General features: G+C 63.6%; 22 protein-coding genes. 6 read left to right on the top strand and 16 right to left on the bottom strand.

The window, feature by feature from the left end; genetic code table 11:
* Nucleotides 1-9: 9 nt before the first annotated feature.
* The 3 genes from RBH77_RS07235 to mtgA all read right to left on the bottom strand — a co-directional run bounded on the left by RBH77_RS07235 (nucleotide 10) and on the right by mtgA (nucleotide 1,617).
* Nucleotides 10-411, bottom strand: coding sequence for a hypothetical protein (locus tag RBH77_RS07235; RefSeq protein ID WP_311031466.1), 402 nt, complete (start codon nucleotides 409-411; stop codon nucleotides 10-12).
* Nucleotides 412-543: 132 nt separating this feature from the next.
* Nucleotides 544-726, bottom strand: coding sequence for a 50S ribosomal protein L32 (gene rpmF / locus RBH77_RS07240; protein ID WP_006203806.1), 183 nt, complete (start codon nucleotides 724-726; stop codon nucleotides 544-546).
* Between the two features lie 150 nt (nucleotides 727-876).
* Nucleotides 877-1,617: a monofunctional biosynthetic peptidoglycan transglycosylase gene (mtgA, locus tag RBH77_RS07245; RefSeq protein ID WP_311031469.1), complete on the bottom strand. Its 741-nt coding sequence runs from the start codon at nucleotides 1,615-1,617 to the stop codon at nucleotides 877-879.
* A gap of 144 nt (nucleotides 1,618-1,761) precedes the next feature.
* Between mtgA and RBH77_RS07250 the strand changes: the two genes are divergently transcribed.
* Complete coding sequence (locus tag RBH77_RS07250) at nucleotides 1,762-2,679, top strand: polyprenyl synthetase family protein (RefSeq protein WP_311031470.1); 918 nt, start codon at nucleotides 1,762-1,764, stop codon at nucleotides 2,677-2,679.
* An 8-nt stretch (nucleotides 2,680-2,687) separates the two neighbouring features.
* On the opposite strand, the gene RBH77_RS07255 is transcribed toward RBH77_RS07250, so the two are convergent.
* Together RBH77_RS07255 and ispG are read right to left on the bottom strand one after the other, a co-directional pair.
* A complete protein-coding gene (locus RBH77_RS07255) occupies nucleotides 2,688-3,575 on the bottom strand; it encodes a lytic transglycosylase domain-containing protein (RefSeq protein WP_371832847.1) in 888 nt (295 codons plus the stop codon).
* Nucleotides 3,550-4,803: a flavodoxin-dependent (E)-4-hydroxy-3-methylbut-2-enyl-diphosphate synthase gene (ispG, locus tag RBH77_RS07260; protein ID WP_311031472.1), complete on the bottom strand. Its 1,254-nt coding sequence runs from the start codon at nucleotides 4,801-4,803 to the stop codon at nucleotides 3,550-3,552. Before ispG ends, RBH77_RS07255 begins: the two co-directional genes overlap by 26 nt.
* Nucleotides 4,804-5,000: 197 nt before the next feature.
* Here ispG and RBH77_RS07265 point away from each other — a divergent pair, with 197 nt between their 5' ends.
* Nucleotides 5,001-5,786 (top strand): 3-hydroxybutyrate dehydrogenase, encoded by a 786-nt coding sequence (locus RBH77_RS07265; RefSeq protein WP_311031473.1) that lies wholly within the window; start codon nucleotides 5,001-5,003, stop codon nucleotides 5,784-5,786.
* 13 nt (nucleotides 5,787-5,799) lie between these two features.
* Here RBH77_RS07265 and RBH77_RS07270 read toward each other — a convergent pair whose 3' ends face one another.
* Nucleotides 5,800-6,396: a TetR/AcrR family transcriptional regulator gene (locus RBH77_RS07270; protein WP_311031475.1), complete on the bottom strand. Its 597-nt coding sequence runs from the start codon at nucleotides 6,394-6,396 to the stop codon at nucleotides 5,800-5,802.
* Nucleotides 6,397-6,781: 385 nt separating this feature from the next.
* Between RBH77_RS07270 and RBH77_RS07275 the strand changes: the two genes are divergently transcribed.
* The 3 genes from RBH77_RS07275 to RBH77_RS07285 all read left to right on the top strand — a co-directional run bounded on the left by RBH77_RS07275 (nucleotide 6,782) and on the right by RBH77_RS07285 (nucleotide 11,552).
* Nucleotides 6,782-7,912: an efflux RND transporter periplasmic adaptor subunit gene (locus RBH77_RS07275; protein ID WP_311031476.1), complete on the top strand. Its 1,131-nt coding sequence runs from the start codon at nucleotides 6,782-6,784 to the stop codon at nucleotides 7,910-7,912.
* Nucleotides 7,913-7,915: 3 nt separating this feature from the next.
* Entirely contained in the window at nucleotides 7,916-11,092 is a 3,177-nt protein-coding gene (locus RBH77_RS07280; RefSeq protein WP_311031477.1) for an efflux RND transporter permease subunit, read from the top strand.
* A gap of 301 nt (nucleotides 11,093-11,393) precedes the next feature.
* On the top strand, nucleotides 11,394-11,552 hold the full coding sequence (locus tag RBH77_RS07285; RefSeq protein WP_311031478.1) for a DUF3309 family protein: 159 nt from the start codon (nucleotides 11,394-11,396) through the stop codon (nucleotides 11,550-11,552).
* A 72-nt stretch (nucleotides 11,553-11,624) separates the two neighbouring features.
* On the opposite strand, the gene RBH77_RS07290 is transcribed toward RBH77_RS07285, so the two are convergent.
* Nucleotides 11,625-12,581 (bottom strand): NAD-dependent epimerase/dehydratase family protein, encoded by a 957-nt coding sequence (locus tag RBH77_RS07290; protein ID WP_311031479.1) that lies wholly within the window; start codon nucleotides 12,579-12,581, stop codon nucleotides 11,625-11,627.
* 97 nt (nucleotides 12,582-12,678) lie between these two features.
* Between RBH77_RS07290 and RBH77_RS07295 the strand changes: the two genes are divergently transcribed.
* On the top strand, nucleotides 12,679-13,569 hold the full coding sequence (locus RBH77_RS07295) for a LysR family transcriptional regulator (protein WP_311032450.1): 891 nt from the start codon (nucleotides 12,679-12,681) through the stop codon (nucleotides 13,567-13,569).
* Between the two features lie 213 nt (nucleotides 13,570-13,782).
* Here RBH77_RS07295 and RBH77_RS07300 read toward each other — a convergent pair whose 3' ends face one another.
* The 9 genes from RBH77_RS07300 to RBH77_RS07340 all read right to left on the bottom strand — a co-directional run bounded on the left by RBH77_RS07300 (nucleotide 13,783) and on the right by RBH77_RS07340 (nucleotide 26,417).
* On the bottom strand, nucleotides 13,783-14,955 hold the full coding sequence (locus RBH77_RS07300; protein WP_311031480.1) for an MFS transporter: 1,173 nt from the start codon (nucleotides 14,953-14,955) through the stop codon (nucleotides 13,783-13,785).
* Between the two features lie 152 nt (nucleotides 14,956-15,107).
* Entirely contained in the window at nucleotides 15,108-16,286 is a 1,179-nt protein-coding gene (locus tag RBH77_RS07305; protein WP_311031481.1) for a M24 family metallopeptidase, read from the bottom strand.
* A gap of 729 nt (nucleotides 16,287-17,015) precedes the next feature.
* A complete protein-coding gene (pyc, locus tag RBH77_RS07310; protein WP_311031482.1) occupies nucleotides 17,016-20,474 on the bottom strand; it encodes a pyruvate carboxylase in 3,459 nt (1,152 codons plus the stop codon).
* 183 nt (nucleotides 20,475-20,657) lie between these two features.
* Nucleotides 20,658-21,761 carry a branched-chain amino acid ABC transporter substrate-binding protein gene (locus RBH77_RS07315; protein ID WP_311031483.1) on the bottom strand — a complete coding sequence of 368 codons (1,104 nt, stop codon included), beginning with the start codon at nucleotides 21,759-21,761 and terminating at the stop codon, nucleotides 20,658-20,660.
* A gap of 159 nt (nucleotides 21,762-21,920) precedes the next feature.
* Nucleotides 21,921-22,274 carry a DUF6867 family protein gene (locus RBH77_RS07320; protein ID WP_311031484.1) on the bottom strand — a complete coding sequence of 118 codons (354 nt, stop codon included), beginning with the start codon at nucleotides 22,272-22,274 and terminating at the stop codon, nucleotides 21,921-21,923.
* Nucleotides 22,275-22,283: 9 nt separating this feature from the next.
* Complete coding sequence (locus RBH77_RS07325; protein ID WP_311031485.1) at nucleotides 22,284-23,009, bottom strand: ABC transporter ATP-binding protein; 726 nt, start codon at nucleotides 23,007-23,009, stop codon at nucleotides 22,284-22,286.
* A complete protein-coding gene (locus RBH77_RS07330) occupies nucleotides 23,006-24,037 on the bottom strand; it encodes an ABC transporter ATP-binding protein (RefSeq protein ID WP_311031486.1) in 1,032 nt (343 codons plus the stop codon). Before RBH77_RS07330 ends, RBH77_RS07325 begins: the two co-directional genes overlap by 4 nt.
* Nucleotides 24,034-25,491, bottom strand: a complete 1,458-nt coding sequence (gene livM / locus RBH77_RS07335) for a high-affinity branched-chain amino acid ABC transporter permease LivM (RefSeq protein WP_311031487.1) — start codon at nucleotides 25,489-25,491, stop codon at nucleotides 24,034-24,036. Before livM ends, RBH77_RS07330 begins: the two co-directional genes overlap by 4 nt.
* Nucleotides 25,491-26,417: an ABC transporter permease subunit gene (locus RBH77_RS07340; RefSeq protein WP_311031488.1), complete on the bottom strand. Its 927-nt coding sequence runs from the start codon at nucleotides 26,415-26,417 to the stop codon at nucleotides 25,491-25,493. The genes livM and RBH77_RS07340 overlap by 1 nt, the downstream gene beginning before the upstream one ends.
* Nucleotides 26,418-26,651 lie beyond the last annotated feature (234 nt).

Genomic DNA, 26,651 nt, shown 5'->3' on the forward strand with positions numbered 1-26,651 from the left:
CCTATGGGCCTAATGCAGATTGACGTCGCGGCCGGCGGAACGGATCGAGACGGTGAAGCCAGCCAGCACATCGACCAGCGCAATCACCATGATGGTGAAGAAGACGGAGTGCTCGGCGCCGGGAACGAGAAGGAATTCGATCAGGAACGCGACGAAGAGCGCGGTGGAGAGGATGTGATCGACGATCGATGCGCTGGAGGTGCCGGTCGATTTGACGATCTCGACGAAAAGCAAGGCCAGCGCGATGACGACCAGAATGTCGCCGAGCGTCATGGTCCAGACGCCGCCGGACAGCATCGTGGCGGAGAAGATCTCATCGCGCCACGGATCGCCGGCGCTGCCGAACACCCCGATCAGCGCGAGGTTGTAGAGGATGAAGGGAACGATCAGGAGGGGTATCTGTCGCAACACGGCGGCCTCCGGCCAATGGTCAGGACCTGTAGAAAACCAATGGCTATCGGCGTCAAGTATTTTGACGCCGAAAACAAAAAGACCGGCGCGAGGCCGGCCTTTCAATCATCGCGGGGACCGATCGAGGATCGATCAGCTTTCCTTGGGCTCCAGCACCTGCCGGCCGCGATACATGCCGGTCTTGAGGTCGATATGGTGCGGGCGACGCATTTCGCCCGAATTCTTGTCCTCGACATAGGTCGGCGCCTTGAGCGCGTCCGCCGAGCGGCGCATGCCGCGCTTCGACGGGGAAGTCTTTCGTTTCGGTACGGCCATAATGCTCTCCGCTTATCGTAAAAGCCCCGCCCGCGCCCTTGCCGAAGGGCGCTGGAAGCGTGGCCTTAAAATGAAAGTCGCGTGCCTATACACGGCCTCCGTCGTTTTGGCCAGTATCCGGGGCAAAAAAAGTGGTCCGCCGCCGTCGGTTCACTGCAGGCACTTGACATAGTCGCCGGAGCGGGTGGTCCGCCTCAGGATGAGGGAAGCCAGACGACGCAGCCCGAGATCGGGATGAGCGGGATGCCGGTGGAGCGGATTGGGAAGCGTAACGGCCAACAGCGCCCCTTGCCGCGGGGTCAGGCTGAGGGCCGAACGCTTGAAATGATATTGCGCCGCCGCCTCCGCGCCATAGATGCCCGGCCCCCATTCGACGATGTTGAGATAGATTTCCATGATGCGCCGCTTGGAGAGGATGGCGTCGAAATAGAGCGCCAGCGGCGCCTCAAGGGCCTTGCGGATGAAGGACCGTCCCTGCCACAGGAAGAGGTTCTTCACCGATTGCATCGTGATGGTGGAGGCGCCGCGCGTCTCCTCGCCGGCGAGTGCGTCGTCGATCACGGCGTTCAGTTCGCCCCAGTCGATGCCGTCATGCCGGCAGAACTGCCCGTCCTCCGACATGATGACCGCATAGGCAAGATGCGGCGAGATGGCGTCGAGCGACACCCAGCGCCGGTCGTAGCCCTTGCCCGTCACCAGATCCTTCAGCATCAGCGTCGAGATGGGGTGCACGCCGGGAATGGCATAGACGAATGTCAGGCAGGCGGGGATTGCCGCGATGACGACGACCGCGATGACGAGCCGCCGCAGCCATTTCCGCAGGCCGCTCGATGCTCGCCCCCCTAAGGCCTGCCCCCGCCGGCGGCGCGTTCCTATCCGATAGGCTGCCATGCCCGGCTTCGCTTCCCGCTTCGATTGGCTCGGTGGAATTCCCGGTGCTCCCGCATCCGACATAAAGGCCAATCGCGGGACGCGCAACGGCTGGCCGTCGGCTCTTACTTGACCGCGCCGACAATTGCCGCCATCGCTCGTCCCATGAAGACGAATTCCAGAATCCCGTTCGAGATGGTGCTGGCGGCGCGCGCCGCCGAGGTCGAGACGCTCATGGAGCGGCTCCTGGACGGGCGGACACGCAACGGCGAGATCGCGCGGCCGCGGCGCCTCATGCAGGCGATCCGGCATGGTGCGCTCAGCGGCGGCAAGAGGCTCAGGCCATTTCTGGTCATGGAAAGCGCGGCGCTTTTCTCGGTAGACGGGGAGGCGGCGCTCCGTGTCGCCGCGGCGCTCGAATGCGTCCATTGCTATTCGCTGATCCATGACGATCTGCCGGCGATGGACGACGACGATCTGAGGCGCGGTCTGCCGACCGTCCACAAGGCGTTCGACGAGGCCACTGCCATCCTCGCCGGCGACAGTCTCCTGACCGAAGCCTTTGCCATCCTCGCGGATGTGGAGACGGATCTGCCGCCCGAACGCAAAATCGCGCTGGTCGCGGCCCTTGCCGCCGCCGCCGGAGCAGGCGGAATGGCGGGCGGGCAGGCGCTCGACCTCGAAGCCGAGTGCGATGCGCCGGACGAAGAGGGCATCGTCACGCTGCAGGCGATGAAGACCGGCGCGCTGATCCGCTTCGCGGCGGAATCGGGCGCGATCATCGCCGGCGCCTCGGCCGACGACCGCGAGCGGCTTTCAAGTTTCGGTTCGGCGATCGGGCTCGCCTTCCAGCTTGCGGACGATCTGCTCGACCTGACCTCGGATGCGGAAACGATGGGCAAGGCGACAGGCAAGGACGAGGGCCGGGGCAAGGCGACGCTTGCAGCGCTCCACGGCGAGGAATGGACACGCCGGCAGCTTGCGGGATTGGTCGCCCAGGCGAACGATCTTCTCGAACCCTATGGCGAGGCGGCGGAGACGTTGCGCGCCGCCGCACGGTTCGTCGCGGAACGTCAGAGCTGAGGAGCTTCCTACCGGTTTCTCAGAACCACGCAGGCGCCACCGACACTGCGCAATTTCGTGCAGATTTCGTTCGCCGTCCTGCGATCGTCCGCGCCGATGCGGACGGCGTAGATGCCGCGCCTTCCGATGGGGGTGCGGACGCGGCTGACGACGATGTCGTAGCCGGCGAGGAGCTTCGGGAAGCGGTCGCGGACGCGCTGCCAATGCCTTATGGCGGCGGAGCGACGGAAATTACCGGCGACCTGGATGCCCCACGGCTTCAAATTGACCGACGACATCGGCACGGTCGTGCGCAGGATGACGGGCAGGTCGCGGCAGGCCTGTTCGAAGTCTTTCCCCGGTTCGAGCGGCCGGTTCGTCGCCTGATGGGAGCGGTCCGTGAAATTGTCGACCGGCTCGCCCAGAATATCGATGACGTAGTCCTCCGTCTCGATCGGCAGGAAACCGCCCGAGGCAAGCCAGCGCGAAACACGGTTTTCGCCGGCATTATAGGCGGCTGCCGCGAGGCCGAGATTGCCGTAGGCGCGTCTGAGGTCGGCCAGGTAGGCGGCGGATGCGGGGATTGCCTGGCCGATATCGAAGGAGTCTTCGAGGCCGCGCAGCTTGGCGGTGCCGGGCATGAACTGGGCGATGCCCTCCGCGCCGGCGGGGCTGACGGCGTCCGCATTGAAGCGGCTTTCCTTCCAGATCAGCCGCGCCAGGAAGTCGCGCGGCAGGGCATGTACGTCCGCCTGTGTCGCGATCAGCGCGCAGACGCGATCGATGCCGTTGTCCGCCGGTTTCTTCGGCGTTTCCGGTCCCGCCCGTGCAACGCTCACCAATGCCAGCAGGGCAAGCGCGCAGGCTGTAATCCCGGCGGTAGGACGGGGCCTACTCCGCTGCCTCGGTGCGGCCATGTCCGAACCGCTGTTCGACATAGTCGGCCACCATTTTCTGGAATTCCTCGGCAATGCCGGGGCCGCGCAGCGTCGCGGCCTTGCGGCCGTCGATGAAGACGGGTGCGGAGGGCGTCTCGCCGGTGCCGGGAAGCGAGATGCCGATATCGGCATGCTTGGATTCGCCGGGTCCGTTGACGATGCAGCCCATCACCGCGACCTTCAGTTCCTCTACGCCCGGATAGCGCTCACGCCATACCGGCATGTTGATGCGCAAATCGTCCTCGATCTTCTTCGCCAGTTCCTGGAAGACGGTCGAGGTGGTGCGTCCGCAGCCGGGGCAGGCCGCGACGACCGGCACGAACTGTCGAAAGCCCATGGTCTGGAGAAGCTCCTGCGCCACCTGCACCTCGCGCGTGCGGTCGCCGCCAGGCTCCGGCGTCAGTGAAATGCGGATCGTGTCGCCTATGCCTTGCTGCAGGAGAATGCCCATCGCCGCGGAAGAGGCGACGATGCCCTTCGAGCCCATGCCGGCTTCGGTGAGGCCAAGATGCAGCGCGTGGTTCGAGCGGCGGGCAAGCTCGGCATAGACCGCGATGAGGTCCTGCACCTGGCTGACCTTGGCCGAGAGGATGATGCGATTGCGAGGAAGCCCTATCTCCTCGGCAAGCTCGGCCGAAAGCAGCGCGGACTGTACGATCGCCTCGCGCGTCACTTCCTGCGCTGTCATGGGCGAGCCCTTCTTCTGGTTCTCGTCCATCAGGCGGGTCAGGAGTTCCTGGTCGAGCGAGCCCCAATTGACGCCGATCCTGACCGGCTTGCCGTAGCGGATCGCCGTTTCGACGATGGCGCCGAACTGGCGGTCGCGCTTTTCGCGGAAGCCGACATTTCCCGGATTGATGCGGTATTTGGCAAGCGCTTCGGCACAGGCCGGATAGTCGGCGAGAAGCTTGTGGCCGATATAGTGGAAGTCGCCGATGAGCGGAACGTTTATGCCGAGCCTCGCCAGCCGGTCGCGGATGCGCGGCACGGCGTCGGCACTCTCGGGACGATCGACCGTGATGCGCACCAGTTCCGAACCGGCGCGGTGGAGTGCCGCCACCTGCGCGACGGTGGAATCGACATCGGCCGTGTCGGTATTGGTCATCGACTGGACGACGACGGGTGCGTCGCCGCCGACCTTGACGCCGCCGACATCGACGGCGACCGACGCCCTGCGCGCAAGGGGAGAAGCGAGATAGGCTGTCATTTCGGGTTCCAGGTTTCCGGCACCCCTTCGGAATGCCTTCACAATGCTGCAGCCGGCCTTGACGTGACGCAGGGCGGGCTTTCTGTCAACTCTCGCGGCGTCGCACCCCGATTGAGCGCCATGTTGACGGCGCGGTGACGGCGGGCCTATTCCATCTTTGCTGCAATGCAAAATTTCGTGCCACGGAGGATCGCGCCATGAGTTCCAGAAAGACCGCCATCGTCACCGGCTCCAATTCCGGTATCGGGCTGGCGATCGCCGAGGCGCTGGCCGGCAGCGGCTGCAACGTCGTGCTCAATTCCTTCACAGACAGCGAGGTAGATCACAAGCTCGCGGCCGATCTGGCGAAAAAGCATTCGGTGGAATGCGCCTACATCAAGGCCGACATGGCGAAGCCGGCGGAATGCCGCGACCTGGTCGCGCAGGCCGTAGCGAAGTTCGGCTCGGTCGATATTCTCGTCAACAATGCCGGTATCCAGCATGTCTCGCCTGTGGAGAGTTTCCCGATCGACAAATGGGACGCGATCATCGCGATCAATCTTTCTTCCGCTTTCCACACCACGGCGGTCGCGGTGCCGCTGATGAAGAAGGCGGGCTGGGGGCGGATCGTCAATATCGCCTCGGCGCACGGGCTGCGCGCTTCGCCCAACAAGAGCGCCTATGTGGCGGCCAAGCACGGCGTCGTCGGGTTCACCAAGACGGTGGCGCTGGAGATGGCGGGCAGCGGCGTCACCTCGAACGCGGTCTGCCCCGGCTTTGTGCATACGCCGCTAGTGGAGATCCAGATCAAGGACCGGATGAAGGAACATCCGGGCATGGATCGCGAGGCGGTGGTGCGCGACATCATCCTGGAAAAGCAGCCGTCCAAACAGTTCGCCACGGTGGAACAGATCGCCGGTGCGGTGCTTTATCTCTGCTCGGATGCGGCGGCGCAGGTGACCGGCACGACCATCTCGGTCGACGGCGGCTGGACGGCGGCGTAGACGCCGCGGTTCTCTAGGCCCGCAAGGCGCGCGAGATGATTTTGACCAGCGCGGTGGCCGCTTCCTGCCTTCCGGCGACGTCGGGCAGCCGCAGCCGCATACCCTCCAGGGCGTCCATCAGCATGGCGGCGATCTTCTCCGGCGAAAGATCGCATGCTGCGAGGTCGACCCGGTTTGCGTCAGCCTCCTCGCGTACGGTTTGCGCGAAGAGGGCGCAGGTTTTGCAACGAAAGTTCTCGACAAGATCCGCCGCCAGGCTGTTCTTGAGGTCGAGGAGTTCGACGCCGTGCGGAGATTCGGTAAAGGGACGCAGGCATTCGAACATCGCCTCGTTGATCGCCCGTTCGAGCTTCTCGCGAAAGCTTCCGCCCGCCATCAGCGCCCTTCGCGTGGTTTCGATACAGCCTTGCATGGTGAGCGCGGCGATCTCGCGATAGATTTCGGTCTTGTTCCTGAAAAGCAGGTAGAGCGCCGGACGGGACATCTCGGCGGCACGCGCGATGTCGTCCATCGTCGTGCGTGAATAACCGTAGGCGAGCGCCAGCTTCAGCGCCGCCTCCATGATGCGGGCGCGCTTGCGATCGGCAACGAGCTCCAGAATTTCGTTCAATTTTCAATCCCGCTTTTTGGTAGAGTTGACAAAATGACAGAATTTGTCAATCTGTCCGAAGGTCGGATGCCGTAAGGGTAGCCGACATGTTCGGCACGAGGCAGCTCCACGCATTGGCGAGGATGCAGCCAGTGTCGTTGTGTTGCAGGTCTGGAGGGTCGTCCGAAAGAAGCGGATGATTCGCCGACAGAGCGCGAAGCAGGGCTGACGGTAACTGGCAGGAGTGTCATGCCGGCGGCTTTTTTGAAACCAGGCTTTGGAGTATGAGGCTTGCCCCGGCGATTTGAGCGCTGAGAGCATTGAACGCCCTGCCCGGGCCACCCATATCCGCCGCCTGCCGCGTGTAGCGGAACGATCGGGACGGATCGGCACACGGAAACCATTCATGCCAAAGATACCCTTCCACAAGCTGGCGGCCTTCGTCGTGTTCGCGATCGCCGCGGCATGGGTGCTGACCGGAGAGATGGCCTCGGTCGGCAGCGCCTCGCAAGAAGCGGCGAAGACGTCGGAGACGACGGCGGAAAAGCCGGCTCCCGTTCGCACGGTCGGCGTCATCGACGCGCCGAGGGAAATGCATGCGCGCGCCATCCGCATCGCCGGCCACACCGAGGCGGACAAGCGCGCGGTGCTCGGCACGCGTGCCATCGGTGTCATCACGAAGCTTCCCGTCAAGGAAGGGCAGCGGGTGAAAGAGGGCGATCTGATCCTCTCGCTCGACAACGCCGACAAGATCGCCGCCGTCGATATGGCCAGGCAGGTCGTTGCGCAGCGGGAAGCGGAGATGGCGGCGGCCGAAAGGCTGGCCAAGACGGGCAACATGGCCAAGCTGACGCTCGACAGCGCCCGCTCGGCACTCTCGACCGCACGCTCGCAGCTCGAAGCGGCGAAGGCGGAGGAAGACAAGACCGAAGTGCGTGCGCCTTTCGACGGGCTCATCGACAAGGTGCCGGTCGAGAAGGGCAGTTCGGTGCAGGTCGGGGCCGAGGTGGCGACGATCCTCGCGCTCGATCCCGTCATCGCCGCCGGCGAGGTGAGCGAACGCGATCTCGATCATATAAGGCTCGGCGACGAGGCGGATATCAGGCTGATCGATGGCCGTTCGGTGAAGGGTACGATCCGCTATATCAGCCGCGAGGCAGCCACCGCCACGCGCACTTTCCGCGTCGAGGTCGCCATTTCCAATCCCGATTTCAAGATTCCGGCCGGCATGACGGCCGAGGTCACGCTGCGTGGGGAGCCGGTCAGCGCGACCATCCTGCCGCGTTCGGTCGTGACGCTGAGCGCCAAGGGCGATCTAGGCATCCGCGCGGTCGGTCCGGACGGCATCGTCGCTTTTTACCCGATCGACATCGTCGATGACATGGCGCATGCGCTGGCGCTCGGCGGCATTCCGAAGGACGCGCGTGTCATCGTCGCCGGCCAGGACCTGGTGAAGGAAGGCGAGAAGGTCCATGCCGTCGAGGCGGATGAAGCGACCATAAAGAACCTCACAGCCCAGGCCGTCGGGACCGAGTAGCGCATGGATATCGTAGGCATAGCCATACGGAATGCGCGACTGACGCTTTCCATCCTGTTCTTCTTCATCGTGGCTGGCGCGCTCGCCTACCAGTCGATCCCGAAGGAGGCGGAGCCCGACGTCCAGATTCCGATCATCTATGTGAACGTCCCCTATCAGGGGATTTCGCCGGAAGACGCCGAACGGCTGATCCTGCGTCCGCTCGAGACGCAGATGAAGAACCTGAAGAACCTCAAGGAACTGCGCGCGTCGGCCTATCAGGGCGGCGGCTATGTGCTCGCCGAATTCCAGCCGGGAACCGATATCTCGATCTCGCTCGAAGATGTGCGCGCCAAGGTGCAGAACGCCAAGGCCGACATTCCGCAAGATGCCGACGAGCCGATCATCTCCGAGGTGAACCTGTCGGAATTCCCTGTGCTGGTGGTGACGCTTTCGGGCGACATCCCCGAGCGCGTGATGACGGCGGCGGCGCGCGAATTGCGTGACCGGATCAAGGAAAATGTGCCGGGCGTGCTCGATGCGAACCTTCAGGGCGCGCGCGACGACCTCGTCGAGGTCATCGTCGATCCGGTCAAGCTCGCTTCCTACGATATCCGCCTCGACCAGTTGATTTCGGCGGTCCATTCCAGCAACAGCCTAGTCGCGGCGGGAGCGCTCTCCGGCGACGAGGGCAGCTATGCCGTCAAGGTGCCTTCGCTGATCGAGACGGCCGAGGATGTGGCGAACCTGCCGGTCGTCGCCGGGCCGAACGCCATCGTCAAGGCGCGGGACCTCGCCACGATCCGCTCGACCTACAAGGACGCCGAGACCATCACGCGGCTGAACGGCAAGCCGGCCATCGCCGTCGAGGTCTCCAAGCGTACCGGCGCCAATCTGATCGAGACGATCGACGCGGTGAAGAAGGTTGCGAACGAGTTCGGCCAATCGCTGCCCAAGGGTGCGGTGGTCTCGTTCAGCCAGGACAAGTCGACCACCATCCGCCAGTTGCTGAGCGACCTGCAGAACAGCGTGCTGACGGCGGTGGTGCTGGTCTTCATCGTCATCTTATACGCATTGTCGGGCCGTGCCTCGCTGTTGATCGGCATGGCGATCCCGTCTTCCTTCCTGCTCGGCATATTGCTGCTTTCGCTGTTCGGGCTGACGGTCAACATCGTCGTGCTGTTCAGTCTGATCCTCGCTGTCGGCATGCTGGTGGACGATGCCATCATCGTCACCGAGTTCGCCGAGAGGCGCATGGCGGAAGGCATGAACAAGGAAGATGCCTATGCGCTCGCCGCCAAGCGCATGGCCGGGCCGGTGATCGCGGCGACAATGACGCGCATCGCGGCCTTCTCACCGCTCCTTTTCTGGCCGGGCATCGTCGGCGAGTTCATGAAATACATGCCGATCACGCTGATCGTCACACTCGGCGCCTCGATGCTCTACGCACTCGTCTTCACGCCGACGCTGGGCGCCATGTTCGGCAAACCGCATCCTGAAAGCGGGCATCAGGGCGACGGCTGGTACATGGCGCTGGTCAGGCGCGCGGTTAAGCATCCGAAAACCGTGCTGGCGCTTGGCCTGGCGCTGCTGATCGCGGTGCCGGTCGCATATTTCCGCGAGGGCAAGGGCGTCGAGTTCTTCCCGAATGTCGAGCCCGATTACGGCCTGCTCTACGTTCATGCGCGAGGCAATCTATCGCTCGCCGAGAAGGACGCGATCGTCACCAAGGCGGAAAAGCGCATCCTCGGCTGGCCGGGCATCAAGACGGTCTATACGCGCGTCGGCAAGGCAACCGGCAGCGCCAGCGACGTAGCCGAGGACGTGATCGGCGTCATCCAGTACGAGTTCATCGACTGGCGCGAGCGCAAACCGGCCAACGATATCCTCGCCGATCTGCGCACCGCGATGAAGGGCATTCCGGGTGCCGAAGTCGAGGTGCAGGTCCCGCAAGCCGGTCCGCCGACCGGCAAGGCGATCCAGGTCAGGCTCTCCGCGCAGGATCCCGCCGGACTCAATGACCAGGCGAAGAAGGTCGCGGCCATGCTTGCGACCATCCCCGACGTGGTCGATATCGACAACGGCCTGTCGCCGCCCGGCATCGACTGGGAGATCAATGTCGACCGCGGCAAGGCGGCACAGTACGGCGTCAGCCCGGCGACGGTCGGCAGCGTGGTGCAACTCGTCACCGACGGTCTCAAGCTTTCCGAATACCGGCCGGCGGACGCGGACGATTCCGTCGATATCAGGCTGAGGCTGCCGGAGAACCGGCGTACGCTCGCCACGCTCGACGAATTGCGCATCCAGACGGCCGAAGGTTCGGTGCCGATCTCGAACTTCGTCACGCGTGACGCCGCACGGAAGATCGGCATCCTGAACCGGATCGACGGGCAGCGGACGGTGACCGTGCAGGCCAATGTGCGCGAGGGTGTTCAGGTCGCCGAGATCCAGCAGAAGGTGACGCAGAACCTGGCGAAGATGGATCTCGGCAACACGCACTGGAAGCTGGCCGGCTCCGACGAGGAGCGCGACAAAGCGAGCGCCTTCCTGAGCAAGGCCTTCGGCGCGGCGATGTTCCTGATCTTCATCGTGCTGCTCGCCCAGTTCAACAATTTCACCAGCGTGTGGCTGGTGTTGTCGGCTGTGGTGATGTCCACGATCGGGGTGTTCCTCGGCCTCATCATCATGGGTCAGCCCTTCGGCGTGGTGATGACGGGTATCGGCGTCATTGCGCTCGCCGGGGTGGTGGTGAACAACAATATCGTTCTCATCGACACCTATGACCGGCTGCGGCTCGAAGGCTGGGAGAAGCTTGACGCGGTGCTGCAGACCTGCCGCGAGCGCGCGCGGCCGGTGGTGCTCACGGCCGTGACCGCCATCCTCGGCGTCTTGCCGATCGCGTTTGGCGTCAATCTGGAGCTTCTGAACCACGAGACGACCTTTGGCGCGCCTTCCACGCAATGGTGGATATCGCTGTCGAGCGCCATCGTTTTCGGCCTCGCCTTCTCCACGGTGCTGACCCTGATCGTCACGCCGTCGGCGCTAATGGTCTTCACCCGCGGCAAACCGCGCGAGAAGGGGCGTCGCGGCCTGTTCGCGCGGCTCTTCCGGCGCGGAAAGGCGGAAGCCACGCCCGACGCCAACCCGGTGCCGGTCACCGGCGACGACCACGTGACGGCCTTCCCGAAGGCGGCGGAGTAGAGGACTGCCGGAGCCTGACGGGAGCCGTTGTTCCATCAGAATTCAGGCTTGAACGGCTGCTCACCCCCACCCCTAACCCTTTCCCGCAAGGGGGAGGGAACTTTGCCCGGAGTTGCCTAGCGCAAACTTCGATGATGTTAGGCCGGGACGATATGCCAGCGTCTCCCTTCCCCTTGTGGGGAGGGGTTAGGGGTGGGCGTATTCCCCGTGCCTCGTTGGACGTCGCGCTGAAGGTTTGGGAACTGCGACGGGCTGTCGCGCATTGTTGTGCCGTGAGCTTGTTTTCAAAAGGGGATTCCCGATGACACTCGGCACAATACTGATCATCATCCTTATCCTCATCCTGCTCGGCGCGGTGCCGAGCTGGCCTTATTCCCGCGGCTGGGGCTACGGGCCGTCGGGTATCGTCGGCATCATCCTGGTCATTCTCATCATCCTGGTCCTGCTCGGCAGGATATGACGCGGCCTCGCCGCCCCAGGTCCGTGAAACTCGGGGGCGGCGAAGTTCATGCTTGAAGCGGTTCGTCGCCGTTCAGGCGGCGAGCCTTCTCTTTTCAGGGACGATCCCCAGATCGGCTATCGCTCCCGCAACCGCCTTTTCAAGCGAGGTGTGCGGGACGTGGCCGACGATATCGGCGAGCCTTCCCGGCGCGAGCCGGTGCGGCTCGAAGCGCAGATAGGACATCGAGACGATAGCCTTCCACATCGGATTGAAGGGGCTGCCGAGCCTCAGAACCCACCAGGGCATCGAGGCCAGTTCGAGACATTCGCCGAGCGCACTCTGCGCCGCCGCCTTCATCGCAAGGTCGGTCACGGCATGATCGGCGAAATTGAAGCACTCGAACGCGCCGAGTTTGTCGCGATTGTCGGCGAGCGCGACGAAGGCGGCGGCGAGATCGGGGAGATAGGCCCATTCATGGACGAGGTCTACCTTACCGGGCGCGGTATAGACGCCCTTCCCGAACTTCGACGCCACAACCAGGTCGAACCACGCGCCGGTGCCCTTGCCGCCGAAGAAATCTCCGGCGCGGAGGATAGCGGTGTGGACGCGGTCGGCCTCGGCCTCACGGCGGAACAGTTCCTCCATGGCGACACGGATACGGCCCTTTTCGGTCGTCGGGTTCTGGGGCGTGTCTTCCGTGATGATCGCCGGGATCGGCGAGCCGAAATTATAGACCGTGCCTGGAAAAAGATGCAGCGCACCGTTCTCCGCACAGGCGCCCATGACGTTTTCCGCCATGGGCAGGCAGGTGCTCCAGTCCGAATATACCGGGGAGAGCCCGTTGAAGACGATGTCGACGCCTTCGGTGGCCGCGATGAGCGAATTGCGATCGAGCGCGTCGGCGGCGACGCCGATGGCGCCGGCGAGTTCTTCCGGCAATTTTCCGTCGCGCGTAACGCCGCGGACTTCGTAGCCGGCATCGATGAAGGCCTTGGCGACGGCCCGGCCGATCCGGCCGCGTGCACCTAGAACAGCGATCTTGGTCATTGGATATCTCCGTGCTCGTGTTGATGCATGGAATATCGCCCATCCATAAATGTCTGGAAATTGACTATACACGATGGCCTGATATTCATTCTTGAATATGCAGGAACTCGACTGGAACCTAATCCGAAGCTTTGTCGCCGTCGCGCAGACCGGCAGCCTGTCGGCGGCCGCACGGCAATTGGGCGGAAGCCAGCCGACGCTTGGACGTCACGTCGCGGAACTGGAGCGGGCGACCGGGCTCAAGCTCTTCCGGCGCGGCCGCGCGGGCTACGAACTGACCGATGACGGGCTGGCGCTGCTGGCGCGGGCGGAAGAGGTGTCGGACCGGGCGAACGCTTTCATGCGGACGGCGCTCGGCGCCTCGACGGAAGCGGTATCCGGCACGGTGCGTATCGCGGCGAGCGAGGTGGTTTCCGCCTATGTGCTGCCGCCGATGATCGCGCGGCTCGGCGAGGCGGAACCGTCGATCGAGATCGAGATCGTCGCCAGCAACCAGGTCGAGAACCTGCTCCGCCGCGATGCCGATATCGCCATCCGCATGGTCGAGCCGGCGCAGCAGGACCTAATTGCACGCAGGGTGACGGACATTCCGCTTTGCGCCTGCGCGGCGATTTCCTATCTTGATCGGCGCGGCCGGCCGAGATCCGTCGAGGAACTGCCCTCGTACGATCTGATCGGCTTCGATCGCAGTTCCATCGTCATCGACGCGTTCGGCGCGCTCGGCATCAGGCTCGACCGGCACGCCTTCCGTTTCCGCGCCGACAACCAGATCGTCGGCTGGGAGGCGGTGCGCGCCGGCAACGGCATCGGCTTCGGCCAGCTTCCGCTTGCCGTGAGGGACCCGCAAGTGGAGGTGATCCTGCCCGACATGTCTTTGCCGGCCCTGCCGGTCTGGCTCGCCATGCATCGGGATGTGCGAACATCCGCGCGCATAAGGCGTGTCGTGGATTTCCTTTTCGCCGAACTGAAGCGCTACACGGATATTTGAAGCCGCTATACGTCCGTGCGTCCTTCGAGGCTCCGCTTCGCGGAGCACCTCAGGATGAGGGAGGTTTGTGGTCGCCATCCCAAAATCCTGATGTGCTGCAGCGTCTCACAACTTTCAAACCTTTCAGAACTTGATATCGCGAGGTTGGCACTCACCTCCCTCATCCTGAGGTGCGAGCGTAGCGAGCCTCGAAGGACGCACCATAAAAACCGCTCAGACCGACACCGCCGGCATATCGGCGGCGCGGGCAAGCCCGGCCATGAGGAAGACGACGATCAGCAGCACCGAGACGCCGATGAAGGCCGGCGAGAAGCCGACATGCTGGCCGATGAAGCCGATGATCGACGGCGCGAGCAGGATGCCGGAATAGCCCATCACGGTAACCGTGCTGAGCCCCACGCCGGGCGACAGGCCGGGCTGGTTGCCGGCCGCTGAAAAGGCGATCGGCACCATATTGGCGATGCCGAAGCCGGAGAAGGCAAAGGCAAACACGGCGACCCACGCGCTAGGCGCGAAGCCGCCGACGAGCATGCCGGTCGCCGCGATCAGCGCCGAGACACGCAAGGTCGCCACCGCGCCGAAGCGGTTGCGTACTGCGTCCCCCGCGAAACGCATCAGCGCCATCGTGCCGGAGAAGGCGGCAAAGGCGAGGCCGGCGGTCGCTATGCCGGCGCCGAGTTCCTGCTTCAGGTAGAGTGCTGCCCAGTCGAGCACCGCACCCTCCGGGATCATGGAGAAGAGCGCCATGATGCCGATGAGATAGACGGCGGGGTTTTTGGGCGGGGAAAAGCGGAATCTCTGGCGGATGGTGGGCTTCGTTTCCGTGACAAGGCCGCGTGTGGCGAAGATGAACACGATAATCGCAAGAACCGTGACGATGATGGCGTGCGGCAGCGCGCCGCCATCCTTGATGAGAAGGCCGCCCAGCCCGCCGCCGGCAAAGCCGCCGAGGCTCCAGAAACCGTGCGAGGACGACATTACCGCGCGCCGCAACCTCCGCTCGACCTCGACGGCGTTGGCGTTCATGGCGACATCCATGCCGCCGACCGTCGCCCCGAAGAGGAAGAGCGCCGGCGCAGCAAGCGGAACGTCCGGTGCGAGCACAATCAGAAGCAGGCCGAAGACGGCGACCGCGCCGAATATCTCGATGACGCGGCGCGAGCCGAAACGGCCGATCAGCGTGCCGCACCAGGGCATGGCGGTGAGCGCTCCGAGCCCGAACAGGAGGATCAGAAGGCCGAGCGTGAATTCGGTGATCTGGAGACGCGCGAGGAACCCCGGAATCTGGGGCGCCCAGCTCCCGACCAAAAAGCCGTTGACCAGAAAGACCGCGGCGACTGACCAGCGGCCACGGACAGCCAGGGCGGTCGAGTTGGGAGCATCCATTCAATGTTCCGCTGAATTGATTTTCAACGGCAATCTAAATCGGTTTAATCCCGGATCAAGGGCAAAGGGCAATTTCGTGTTGGACCAAAGTGACGCCATGACGCAAACGCCCTCCGACGCTCCGGTTCGGTGTCCATCCGCCAATGGCGGCGTCAGGATTTGACATGGATCTTGCGCGGGAATTTGGTCAGCGTTTCACATCCGTCGGCGGTGACGAGGATCGTCTCGCTCACTTCGATCCCCCAGCCATCCATCCACATGCCGAGGATGGAATGCAGGACGTTGCCCGACTCGAGGATCGTCCTGTCGCCCGGCCGCAGGCTGATCGTGTGCTCGCCCCAGTCCGGGGGATAGGCGACGCCGATCGAGTAGCCGATGCGCGATTCCTTTTTCAGGCCGTAGCGCTGGATGACCTTGCGCCACGCGGCCTCGACCTCCTCCGCCGCTGCACCCGGCCGGATGGTCCCGAGCACGGCGTCCATTCCTTCGATAACCGCCTTGCCCGTCTCCGCGACCTTTGCCGGCGTGGGGCCGAGCTGAAGCGTGCGCGCGAGGCCCGCCGTGTATCGGCGTACGGCGCCGGCCAGTTCCAGCGCGACGGTCTCGTTCGCGCCGAAGCGGCGGTCGCTCCACATGATGTGCGGCGCGGATGCGTTCTCGCCGCCAAGTATGGTCGGCGGCAGGGCGGTGATGTCGCCGGCGAAATCCGGCGAGCCGGCGATCTGCGCCGCCTGTATGCCCGCGATGGCGTCGCATTCGCGCACGCCCGGCTCGATTATCTCGTAGGCGGCGCTGACAGCCCCCTCGGCGAGCCGCGCGGCCTTGCGCAGATAGGCGATCTCGGCATCCGACTTGACGGCGCGAACCCAGTTCACGATGAGGCTGGCGTCGTGGAAAGTGGCGTTGGGCAGGCCGGCCGTCAGTCGCTCATGGGCCTTCGCCGAATAGTAATAGGCTTCCATCTCGATGCCGATATTGCCGCGCCCCCAGCCTTTCTTCCCGATCCAGCCGGCGATCCAGTCCATCGGATGTCGGTCGGGTTGCTGGACATGGTCTTCCGGGAAGCCGACGACGTTTTCCGGTTTCATCCATGCCGTCAGCACCCCGCCGGCGGCGTCCATGGCGCGGCCTATCCAGACGGGCTCCTCGTCGGCAAGCGGCACCAGGGCCATCTGCGGCGTATAGAAGGACCATCCGTCGTAGCCGGTAATGTAATGCTGGTTGGCGACGTCGTTGACGATCAGGAGGTCGAGACCACGACGCGCCATCTCTTCGCGGATGGCCTGAAGCCTGCGGCGGTACTCACCGCGTTCGAAGGGCAATGGGATCATGCTAGGCTAGTCCTGTTCTGTCGACGGGCGTGATGATGCGTATTGCGTGCTGCCGGCGGAAGATAGATGCCAAGAATCGGAAAAGATATGTGCTTGCCTTCGTTGTCCACGAGCGGGGCAGGAGCGAAGCGGCCCTCTCCACTCTCGTCATTCCAGAGCGGAGCAGGCCGAAGGCCGTCGCGGAGACCCTGGAATCCATATCGGAGGAAGGGGGGCGGGCCTGGTCGCTAAACGTGGATAGACTGGCACCCGTCAGCCTGCGGAAGCCGCTGATCTCCGCGCTTTCCGCATTTTTCTTCTCTCCTTTTATCCACGCCTTCCGCGCTTCCTCCATACTCCCTGTCAGTTCCTCCCATCGGGAACACCGATCATGACGGTGATTGCGTGGGGAGGAGCCGGCGCCTCCGCTGTGATGCTGACGTGGCATCATGGCCGGGGAGGTCCCGTCTGGAGGTTCCCCTGGGGGCACTATGACCCCTGCGTATCGGAAAGAGGCACACAGACCCCGGGACGAGCGCTGAATCTGTTTGGAGTGACTACCCTCCGGCAGGTTCAGGGTGAGGCTCGGGGAGCAGCGGAACAGGCGGGAACAGAAATCGCCGGCGGGGCGCGATTGTCGCGCCACGTATTTATATTCGGAAGGCACGGCCTCGCGTCCCGCTTCCCGGTTCTTTGACAATGACCAGGCGTTTCGGCGGGCGTGGTAACGACCGGCATGGCTCCGCGTATTCACCCGTAGACGATCAGCAGATCCTTGGCGTCGATCTGGTCGCCAGACTTGACCAACACTTCGGCGATCGCGCCGTCGCGCTCGGCGTGGAGGGCGGTTTCCATCTTCATGGCTTCGATGGAGAGCAGCACGTCGCCGGCCGCCACCTTCTGCCCGGCGACCACGGCGAGCGCGGAGACGACGCCCGGCATCGGCGCGCCGACATGCGTTTCGTTGCCGGGTTCGGCCTTGCGCCGCTCGCGCGCGGCGGACGCGCCACGGATGCGGTCCGGCACCTTGACGCGGCGGGGCTGGCCGTTCAACTCGAAGAAGACGGTGCCCATGCCCTTGTCGTCGACGTCGCCGAGCGCGAGGCAGCGGATGACCAGCGTCTTGCCCCTCTCGATATCGACGAAGATCTCGTCCTCCGGCGCCATGCCGTAGAAATAGACGGGCGTGGGCAGCACGGAGACCGGACCGTATTCCGCTATCGCGGCGGCGAAATCGGAGAAGACCTTCGGGTACATCAGCCAGGAGGCGAACTCGGCTTCGCTGAGCTCGCGGCCGACCTTCTCCTCCGCCTCGGTGCGCTTGGCGGAAAGGTCGGCTTCGGCAAGAAGCGAGCCGGGGCGCGCGGTATTCGGTTCGGCACCCTTCAGGACCTTCTTCTGCAGTGCCTTCGGCCACCCGCCGGGCGGCTGGCCGAGATCGCCGCGCAGCATGGCGACGACCGAATCCGGGAAGGCGATGTCGCGCTCCGGGTTCTCGACATCGGCGACGGTCAGATCCTGGCTCACCATCATCAGCGCCATGTCGCCCACGACCTTGGAGGAGGGCGTCACCTTGACGATGTCGCCGAACATAAGGTTCACGTCCTGATACGCCTTTGCGACCTCGTGCCAGCGCGTCTCCAGGCCGAGCGCGCGCGCCTGCTCCTTCAGATTGGTGAACTGGCCGCCGGGCATCTCGTGCAGATAGACTTCCGAGGCCGGCCCCTTCAGGTCGTTCTCGAAGGCGGCGTATTGGTTGCGCACGGCCTCCCAGTAGAAGGAGATGCGGCGCACCCAGTTCATATCAAGGCCGGGGTCGCGTTCGCTCCCCTTCAGCGCCTCGACGATCGAGCCGAGGCAGGGCTGGGAGGTATTGCCCGAGAGCGCATCCATCGCGGCATCGATCGCGTCGACGCCCGCCTCTACCGCCGCGAGCACGGTAGCGCCGGCGATGCCGGACGTGTCATGTGTATGGAAGTGGATGGGAAGATCGGTTTCCTCGCGCAGCGCCTTGAAAAGGACGCGCGCGGCCGCAGGCTTCAACAGCCCTGCCATGTCCTTCACCGCGATGATGTGGGCGCCGGCGGCCTCCAGTTCCTTGGTCAGCCCGACATAGTATTTCAGATCATATTTGGCGCGCTCCGGATCGAGGATGTCGCCGGTGTAGCACATCGCCGCCTCGATCAACTTGCCCTCGGCGCCGACGGCGTCCATGGCGACGCGCATGTTCTCGACCCAGTTCAGGCAGTCGAAGACGCGGAAGAGATCGATGCCGCCGGCAGCCGCCTGCTGCACGAAATGCTTCACGACATTGTCGGGATAGTTGGTGTAGCCGACGCCATTGGCCCCGCGCAAAAGCATCTGCAGCAGGATGTTGGGCGCCTTCTCGCGGATCAGCGCCAGCCGTTCCCACGGGTCTTCGGTCAGGAAGCGCATGGCGACGTCGAAGGTGGCGCCTCCCCAGCATTCGAGCGACAGGAGCTCGGGCAGGGCGCGGGCATAGGTGCCGGCGATGCGGGCTATGTCGTAGGTGCGCACCCTCGTCGCCAGAAGCGACTGGTGGCCGTCGCGCATGGTGGTGTCGGTGACCAGAGCCTGCTTCTGCTCGCGCAGCCAGGCGGCGAATTTTTCAGGGCCGAGCGCGTCGAGCTTCTGCTTCGTGCCGTCCGGGATTGGTCCGGTGAACCAGGGGATGATTGGTGGCGCGGCGTCCGCCTTGGGCTTGGGGCGACCGCGCGTCTCGGGATGGCCGTTCACGGTCACGTCGGCGAGATAATTCAACAGCTTGGTGGCGCGGTCCTGCCGCTTCACCCGCGTGAAAAGTTCCGGCGTCTCGTCGATGAAGCGCGTCGTATAGTCGTTCGCGCGGAATTTCGGGTGGGTGATGATCGCTTCGAGGAAGGTCAGGTTGGTGGCGACGCCGCGGATGCGGAACTCGCGGAGCGCCCGGTGCATACGCGAGATCGCCTCGCGCGCGGTCGGCGCCCATGCGGTCACCTTTTCGAGCAGCGGGTCATAGTAGCGCGTGATGACGGCGCCCGAATAGGCGGTGCCGCCGTCAAGCCTTATGCCGAAGCCGGTCGCGCCGCGGTAAGCGGTGATGCGGCCGTAATCGGGGATGAAGTTCTGCTCCGGGTCCTCGGTCGTGATACGGCACTGCAACGCGTTGCCGTTCAACCTGATCTCGCCCTGCGGCGGCACGCCGGATTCGGGCGTGCCGATGGCGAAGCCGTCGAGGATGCGGATCTGCGCCTTGACGATGTCGATACCGGTCACTTCCTCGGTCACCGTGTGCTCGACCTGGATGCGCGGATTGACCTCGATGAAATAGCACTTGCCGGTGTCGGCATCCATGAGGAACTCGACCGTGCCGGCGCCGATATAGCTCGTCGCCCCGGCGATCTTCAGCGCGTGGCCGGAGAGTTCCTGGCGCTCGGCGTCGTTCAGGTAGGGCGCCGGCGCGCGCTCGACGACCTTCTGGTTGCGGCGCTGGATGGAGCAGTCGCGCTCGAAGAGATGGACGATGTTACCGTGCGTGTCGCCGAGGATCTGGACCTCGACATGGCGGGCGCGCTCGACCAGCTTTTCCAGATAGACCTCGTCCTTGCCGAAGGCAGCCTTCGCCTCGCGCTTGCCTTCCATGACCTCGCGGGAAAGATCGGCTTCGGACCGGATGACGCGCATGCCGCGCCCGCCGCCGCCCCAGGAGGCCTTCAGCATCATGGGATAGCCGATCGCTTCGGCCATCCGCGCGATTTCCGAAGGGTCGTCCGGCAGGGGCTCGGTCGCCGGTATCACCGGGACGCCGACCTCCATTGCCAGGTTGCGCGCAGCGACCTTGTTGCCGAGGCGTCGCATGGTCTGGGGCTTCGGACCGATGAAGACGAGACCGTTTTCGGCGCAGGCCTCGGCGAATTCGGGGCTTTCCGAAAGGAGCCCGTAGCCGGGATGGACGGCGTCCGCACTCGACAGTTTCGCCACGCGCATGATTTCGGGGATCGACAGATAGCTTTCGATGGGCCCGAGATCGGCTGTCAGATGCGGCCCGCGCCCAACCTGGTAGCTCTCGTCGGCCTTGAAGCGATGCAGCGAATATTTGTCCTCCTCCGCCCAGATCGCGACCGTCTTCAGGCCGAGTTCGTTGGCCGCCCGAAACACGCGGATGGCGATCTCGGAGCGGTTGGCGACGAGGATTTTGGCGATCGGCACGAGGCGGGCTCCCCAGTGGTCATCATTGGGCGGTCGTCATGGGCTGGGACAATGGTTAGCGCGTGCGATATTGCAGCGCAACAATGCCGGCTTGCCCATCTGCAAAGAAAACGGCCCGGTATGCGAACATACCGGGCCGCGAAGACGATCGATCAGCCGACTGCGCGTCGACCAACAGACCGATCAGTCGGTGTAGTAGTCGTACTTGCCGTCATGCCACTTGTACATGACATAGCCCGGCAGGGTGACGTCGCCGTGATCGTTGAATTTCAGCTCGCCGAGCACGGTCTTGAAATCGCCGCTGTTGAGCGCCTTCACGACCGGATCGAAATCCGTCTTGCCGGCCGTATTGACCGCCTGCGCCCAGATCTGGATCGCGGCATACGTGTAGAGCGCATAACCTTCCGTGCTCTTGCCGGCAGCCAGCAACTCGTCCACGACGGGCTTCGCTTCCGGGTTCTTGCGCGGATCGGGCGAGAAGGTCATCAGCGTGCCTTCGCCGGCATCGCCGGTGATCGCCCAATACTCGTCGGTCACGAGCGCGTCGCCGGATACCAGAACCGTCTTCATGCCCTGCTGAACCATCTGGCGTTTGATAAGGCCGGCTTCGGTGTGATAGCCGCCGACATACAGAACGTCGACGTTGTTCTGCTTCAGCTTGGAGACGAGCGCGGTGTAGTCCTTCTCACCTGCCGTGTAGGATTCGACGAGCGCGGGCTTGCCGCCGAGCTTCTCGTAGTTCTGCTGGGTGGCGTCGGCGAGACCCTTGCCGTAGGCGGTCTTGTCGTTGATGAAGGCGATCTTCTTGTCCTTGAAGTGATCCATCAGGAACTTCGCGGCGACAACGCCCTGCTGGTCGTCACGGCCGCAGACGCGGAAGATGCCCGGTCCCGGACGCTCATCGGTGAATTTCGGGTTGGTCGAAGCCGGCGAAATCTGGATGATGTTCTCATCCGCATAGACCGCCGAAGCGGGGATCGACGAGCCGGAGCAGAAGTGCCCGGCGACGAAGACGACGCCTTCACCGGCGAACTGGTTGGCGACCGCGACAGCCTGCTTCGGGTCGCACGCATCGTCGCCGACCTCGAGCTTGAGCTTCTGGCCGAGAACGCCACCCTTCTTGTTGATGTCGTCGACGGCCTGTTCAGCGCCGCCCTTCATCTGCGCGCCGAAGGCGGCATACTGGCCGGTCATCGGTCCCGCCGTCGCGATGGTGATGTCGGCCCAGGCCGAGCCGCTCATCATCGCAAAGGTGAGGGCGACGCCCGCAAAAAGTACCTTTTTCATGTTGACTCCCTTGTAACACCCCAGAGGTTCCTAGCGCCGCCCGGAAAAGGTGTCCGGTGTTTCCGGTCGGCTGGCGCGGGTCTTTCGTCCCGCTTGACCGGCATGAAAGCCCAATTCAGCACCGAAATAAAGGCTCCACACCGATTAATAGTGAATGGTTCAGGTTTTGCGCGCCCAGCCGGCAGCTCCGCTGCGCTGGTAATCAAAGCTGTATTGCGTGGTCATCTGCTTTGCACGCGTCACCTGGCGACCGATGAAAGCGAAGATGAGAAGAACAATCAGATCGACGATATAGTATTGAATCGAAAGAAGCGTGCCGTGAAACAGGGCGAAGTGGATGAACCGGCACGCAGCCGTCAGCATGATCATGTAGACCGCCAATTGGATGCCGCTACTCCAGGAACGCGCCACCGCGCGGCCTGTGAGATAGGCCGCGCCGCCCGCCAGCACGATGGTGATCCAGAAGAACTCCCAGAACGTCACTTCCCACAGCAGGGCATTTTCCTTGACCATTCCGTCCTCTCAGTGCCTGCCGCCTTCAAGATAGGCAGCGCGGACTTCCTCGCGCTTCAGAAGCTCCTTGCCGGTGCCGCTCATGGTGATGGTGCCGTTCACCATGACGTGGCCCCGATGCGCAAGCTTGAGCGCATGAAATGCATTCTGCTCGACGAGGAAAACGGTGAGCCCTTCCTGCTGGTTGAGTTCGCGGATCGCCTCGAAAATCTGCTTCACCACCAGTGGCGCAAGCCCGAGCGAGGGTTCATCCAGGAGAAGCAGCTTGGGCCGGCTCATCAAGGCGCGGCCGATGGCGAGCATCTGCTGCTCCCCGCCCGAAAGCGTGCCGCCGCGCTGGCTGGCGCGTTCCTTCAGGCGCGGGAACAGCGTGAAAACGCGCCGCAGATCCTCATCGAGATTCTCCGGCGGCACAAATGTGGCGCCCATCTGGAGGTTCTCCATCACGGTCATGCGCGAGAATATCCGCCGCCCCTCGGGCGACTGGGCGATGCCGAGCCGCATGATCTCGTGCGTCGGCATATCGGTGATGTCTTGTCCGTCAAAGGTGATCTGACCGAAACGGGCACGGGGATCGCCGCAGATCGTCATCATCAAGGTCGATTTGCCGGCGCCGTTGGCCCCGATCATGGTGACGATCTCGCCACGATTGACATCGACATCGACGCCGCGCAGCGCCATGATCTGACCGTAGTAGGTTTTGACGCCACGTACCGAAAGAAGGTTTTCGCTCATGGCTTGCCTGCTCCGTTGTCGGAGCCGGAAGCGACCGGTGCGTCAGGCATCGAACCGATAGCTCCCTTCGCTTCCGCGGCGACATCCTGCTTGACTTCCGCGATGTCGATCTCCTCCTCGTCGTCAACGCCCAGATACGCAGCGATGACATTCGGGTCGGTTCGCACGAAGGCGGGGTCGCCGTCCGAAATCTTCACGCCATAGTCGAGCACGACGATATGGTCGGAAATCTCCATGACCACGCCCATGTCGTGCTCGATGAGAAGGATCGACGTGTCGTGCTCGTCACGGATGAATTTCAAGAGTTGGTTGAGTTCCGCCGATTCACGCGGATTGAGCCCCGCCGCCGGCTCGTCGAAGCACAGGAGTTTCGGCCCGGTGCACATGGCGCGAACGATTTCGAGGCGCCGCTGGGCGCCGTAAGGGAGGTCGCCGGCCGGATCGTCGGCGCGGTCGACAAGGCCGATCTGGTCGAGCCAGTAAATGGCCCTTTCCATCGAAGCCGCCTGCGCTCTCCTGTAGGCGGGCAGGCCGAAAATGCCGCCGATCGAGTAGCCCGATGCGAGCATCAGCGGATTGTGCTGCGCGACGAGCAGGTTTTCGAGAACCGTCATGCCGCTGAAGAGACGGATGTTCTGGAAGGTGCGCGCCACCTTCGCCTTGGCGGAAATTTCGTGGTCGGGCATGCGCTCCAGGAGAAAGACGGAATTGCCGGCCATCTCCTTGAAGCGCGCGCTGCTCGCCGTCAGCTCCTCGACTTCTTTCTCTAGCCGGCCTTCGCCGTGGCGCATGGCGATACGGCCCTCGGTCGGCTTGTAAAAGCCGGTGACGCAGTTGAAGACGGTCGTCTTGCCGGCGCCGTTCGGGCCGATGAGGGCGGTGATGTCACCGCGTCCCACATTGAAGGAGAGGTCGCCGACGGCCACGAGCCCGCCGAAACGCATCGACAGGTGCTCGACGGTCAGAATCGGGTCGCTCTCCCATCGGCGCGCGGAAGGCACGCCGGAAATGTCTTGCGCGGCGGTCATCCGTGCCCCTCGCCTTGTGCGACCAGATCGGCGTTGATCTTCTTTTTCTCCTTGTAGATGGCGGACGGCGTCCTTGTCGCGATCAGCCCGCGCGGCTTCCAGACCATGATGATGACCATGGCGAGGCCGAAGATCAGCATGCGGTACTGGACCGGATCAAACCCGTCTCCGAAGATGGACTTGAGGAAGTCGAGATTGCGCAGCATCTCGGTGCCGCCGATCATGACGATCGCGGCAAGAACCACACCGAGCTGGGAGCCGAGGCCGCCGAGGACGACGATCGACAGGATGATCGCCGATTCAAGGAAGGTAAAACTTTCGGGCGACACGAACCCTTGCCGAGTGGCGAAGAAGGAACCGGCGAAGCCGCCGAACATGGCGCCGATGGCGAAGGCGGTGAGCTTCGTGTTGCGGGTGTTGATGCCAAGCGAACGGCAGGCGATCTCGTCTTCGCGCAGCGCCTCCCATGCGCGGCCGATCGGCAGCCTGCGCAGTCGTATCGTGATGAAATTGGTGATCAGCGCTAGAACGAAGATGATGTAATAGAGGAAGATAAAGCGCTGGATCGGCTCGTAGGGAATGCCGAGAACTGCGTTGATCGTATCGTCGCCGCGGCCGAGTTCCAAACCGAAGACGGTCGGCTTGGGAATGCCCGAGATGCCGTCCGGGCCGTTGGTGAAACTGTACCAGTTGAGGAGCACCACGCGGACGATTTCGCCGAAGGCAAGCGTGACGATCGCCAGATAGTCTCCGCGCAGGCGCAACACCGGGAAGCCGAGGATGATGCCCCAGGTCGCAGCGAGAATGCCGGCGAGCGGCAAGGCCATCCAGAAGCCGAAATGGAAATAGTGCGCCAGAAGCGCGAAGGAGTAGGCGCCGACCGCGTAGAAGGCGACGTAGCCGAGATCGAGTAGGCCGGCGAGGCCGACCACGATGTTCAAGCCCCATCCGAGCATGATGTAGGTCATGATCAGGATGGCCATGTCGATGAACTGCCGCTCGCGCTGCGGCATGAAGGTGGTGAAGAAGAAGGGCAGGACGACCGCGAAGGCGAAAAGTATCCAGGTTGCTGCTTTGCCTATTGTCGGGAGGAGTGCTGCAATCTTGCCTGGCTCGGCGCGAGCCTTTCGTTTCGCTGGCCGGTTGGCCTTGAAGAAGAAGATATTGAGAAGGAGCCTGGCGCCAAACACGATCAGGATCGAGATGATCCAGGTGCGCCAGCGTGTCGTTATGTCGAGGCCGCCTGGCGCCAATTCGGTGCGCAGGCCAATGAAGAAGAAGCCGAGCACGCCGGCAAGTAGCGCTGTCAGCCCCGCATCCTTGAGCGAATCGTAGAAGCTTGCCGCATGTTCCGGTGGCGGAGCCTGGAAGGCGCTGGCCCGATCTTCGCCGAGCGCTTGCGCGCCCTCCGGATTGATTTCCGAGGCGGGCATGTCCTGGTTGCCGGGAGCCATCAGACCTTCTCCACCTCGGGTCGGCCGAGCAAGCCGGACGGCAGGAAGATGAGGACGATGGCGAGGATCGAAAACGCCGCCACGTCCTTGTATTCGACGGTGAAATAGGCGGACCAGAACACTTCGATCAAACCGATCGCCAAGCCGCCTAGCATGGCGCCGGGCAGCGAACCGATACCGCCGAGCACGGCTGCCGTGAACGCCTTAACGCCGGCGAGGAAGCCGATATAGAAGTCGATGACGCCGTAGAGAAGCAGGAACATCAGACCCGCCACCGCGGCAAGCGCGGCGCCCAGCACGAAGGTAAGGGAGATCGTCCTGTCGACATTGACGCCCAGCAGCGCCGCCATCTTGGTATCCTGCTCGCAGGCGCGCTGCGCGCGTCCCAGCGGCGTCTTGATGATGAACAGCGTGAACACACCCATAAGGATAAGAGTTGTCCCGACGATGATGATCTGCATGTAGGACAATTGCACATTGATGCCGTCGGTCGGGCTGGCGCTGAATATCTTGATGCCGCCCGTGATCTGAGGCGGCAGCGGCTTGACGCGGGCGCCCTGCGTGACCTGCACGAAGTTCTGCAACGTGATCGACATGCCGATCGCGGTGATCAACGGCGCCAGCCGGAAGGAGCCACGCAACGGTCGGTAGGCGAGGCGCTCAACCGTCCAGCCCCATGCGGCGGTGAAAAGCATCGCCACGATCACGACGATCAGGAGCACCACGGGCAAGAAGGCGAAGCCGAATACGGTGGTCAGGATCAGGAAAGTGGCAAGTGCTACGAACGAACCGACCATGAAGATGTCGCCATGGGCGAAGTTGATCATGCCGATGATGCCATAGACCATCGTATAGCCGATCGCGATCAGCCCGTAGATCGATCCCAGTGTCAGCCCGTTGATAAGCTGCTGGACGAAATAGTGCATATGTTATCGGCTCCCCTGGAGCGTCGCATGGCGGCGCGCTCCTTTTGTCGTTCCCCTAGTCGTAGCTTCTCGCTTCCGGATTGCAACCGGCTTTTTCGCACCCCCAGCCGCATTTTTACGATGCCGGTTCAGAGTCGGCGATCATTTATCTTTGTCCCGTCCGTCCTCTGGACCAGCCGGAAGCTAGCATTGGCATAGCGCAATGTCCTTGCGTCGAATCCGGTTTCTCACAGC

The organism is Mesorhizobium koreense, assembly GCF_031656215.1.
GTDB classification, from domain to species: Bacteria; Pseudomonadota; Alphaproteobacteria; order Rhizobiales; family Rhizobiaceae; genus Mesorhizobium_L; species Mesorhizobium_L koreense.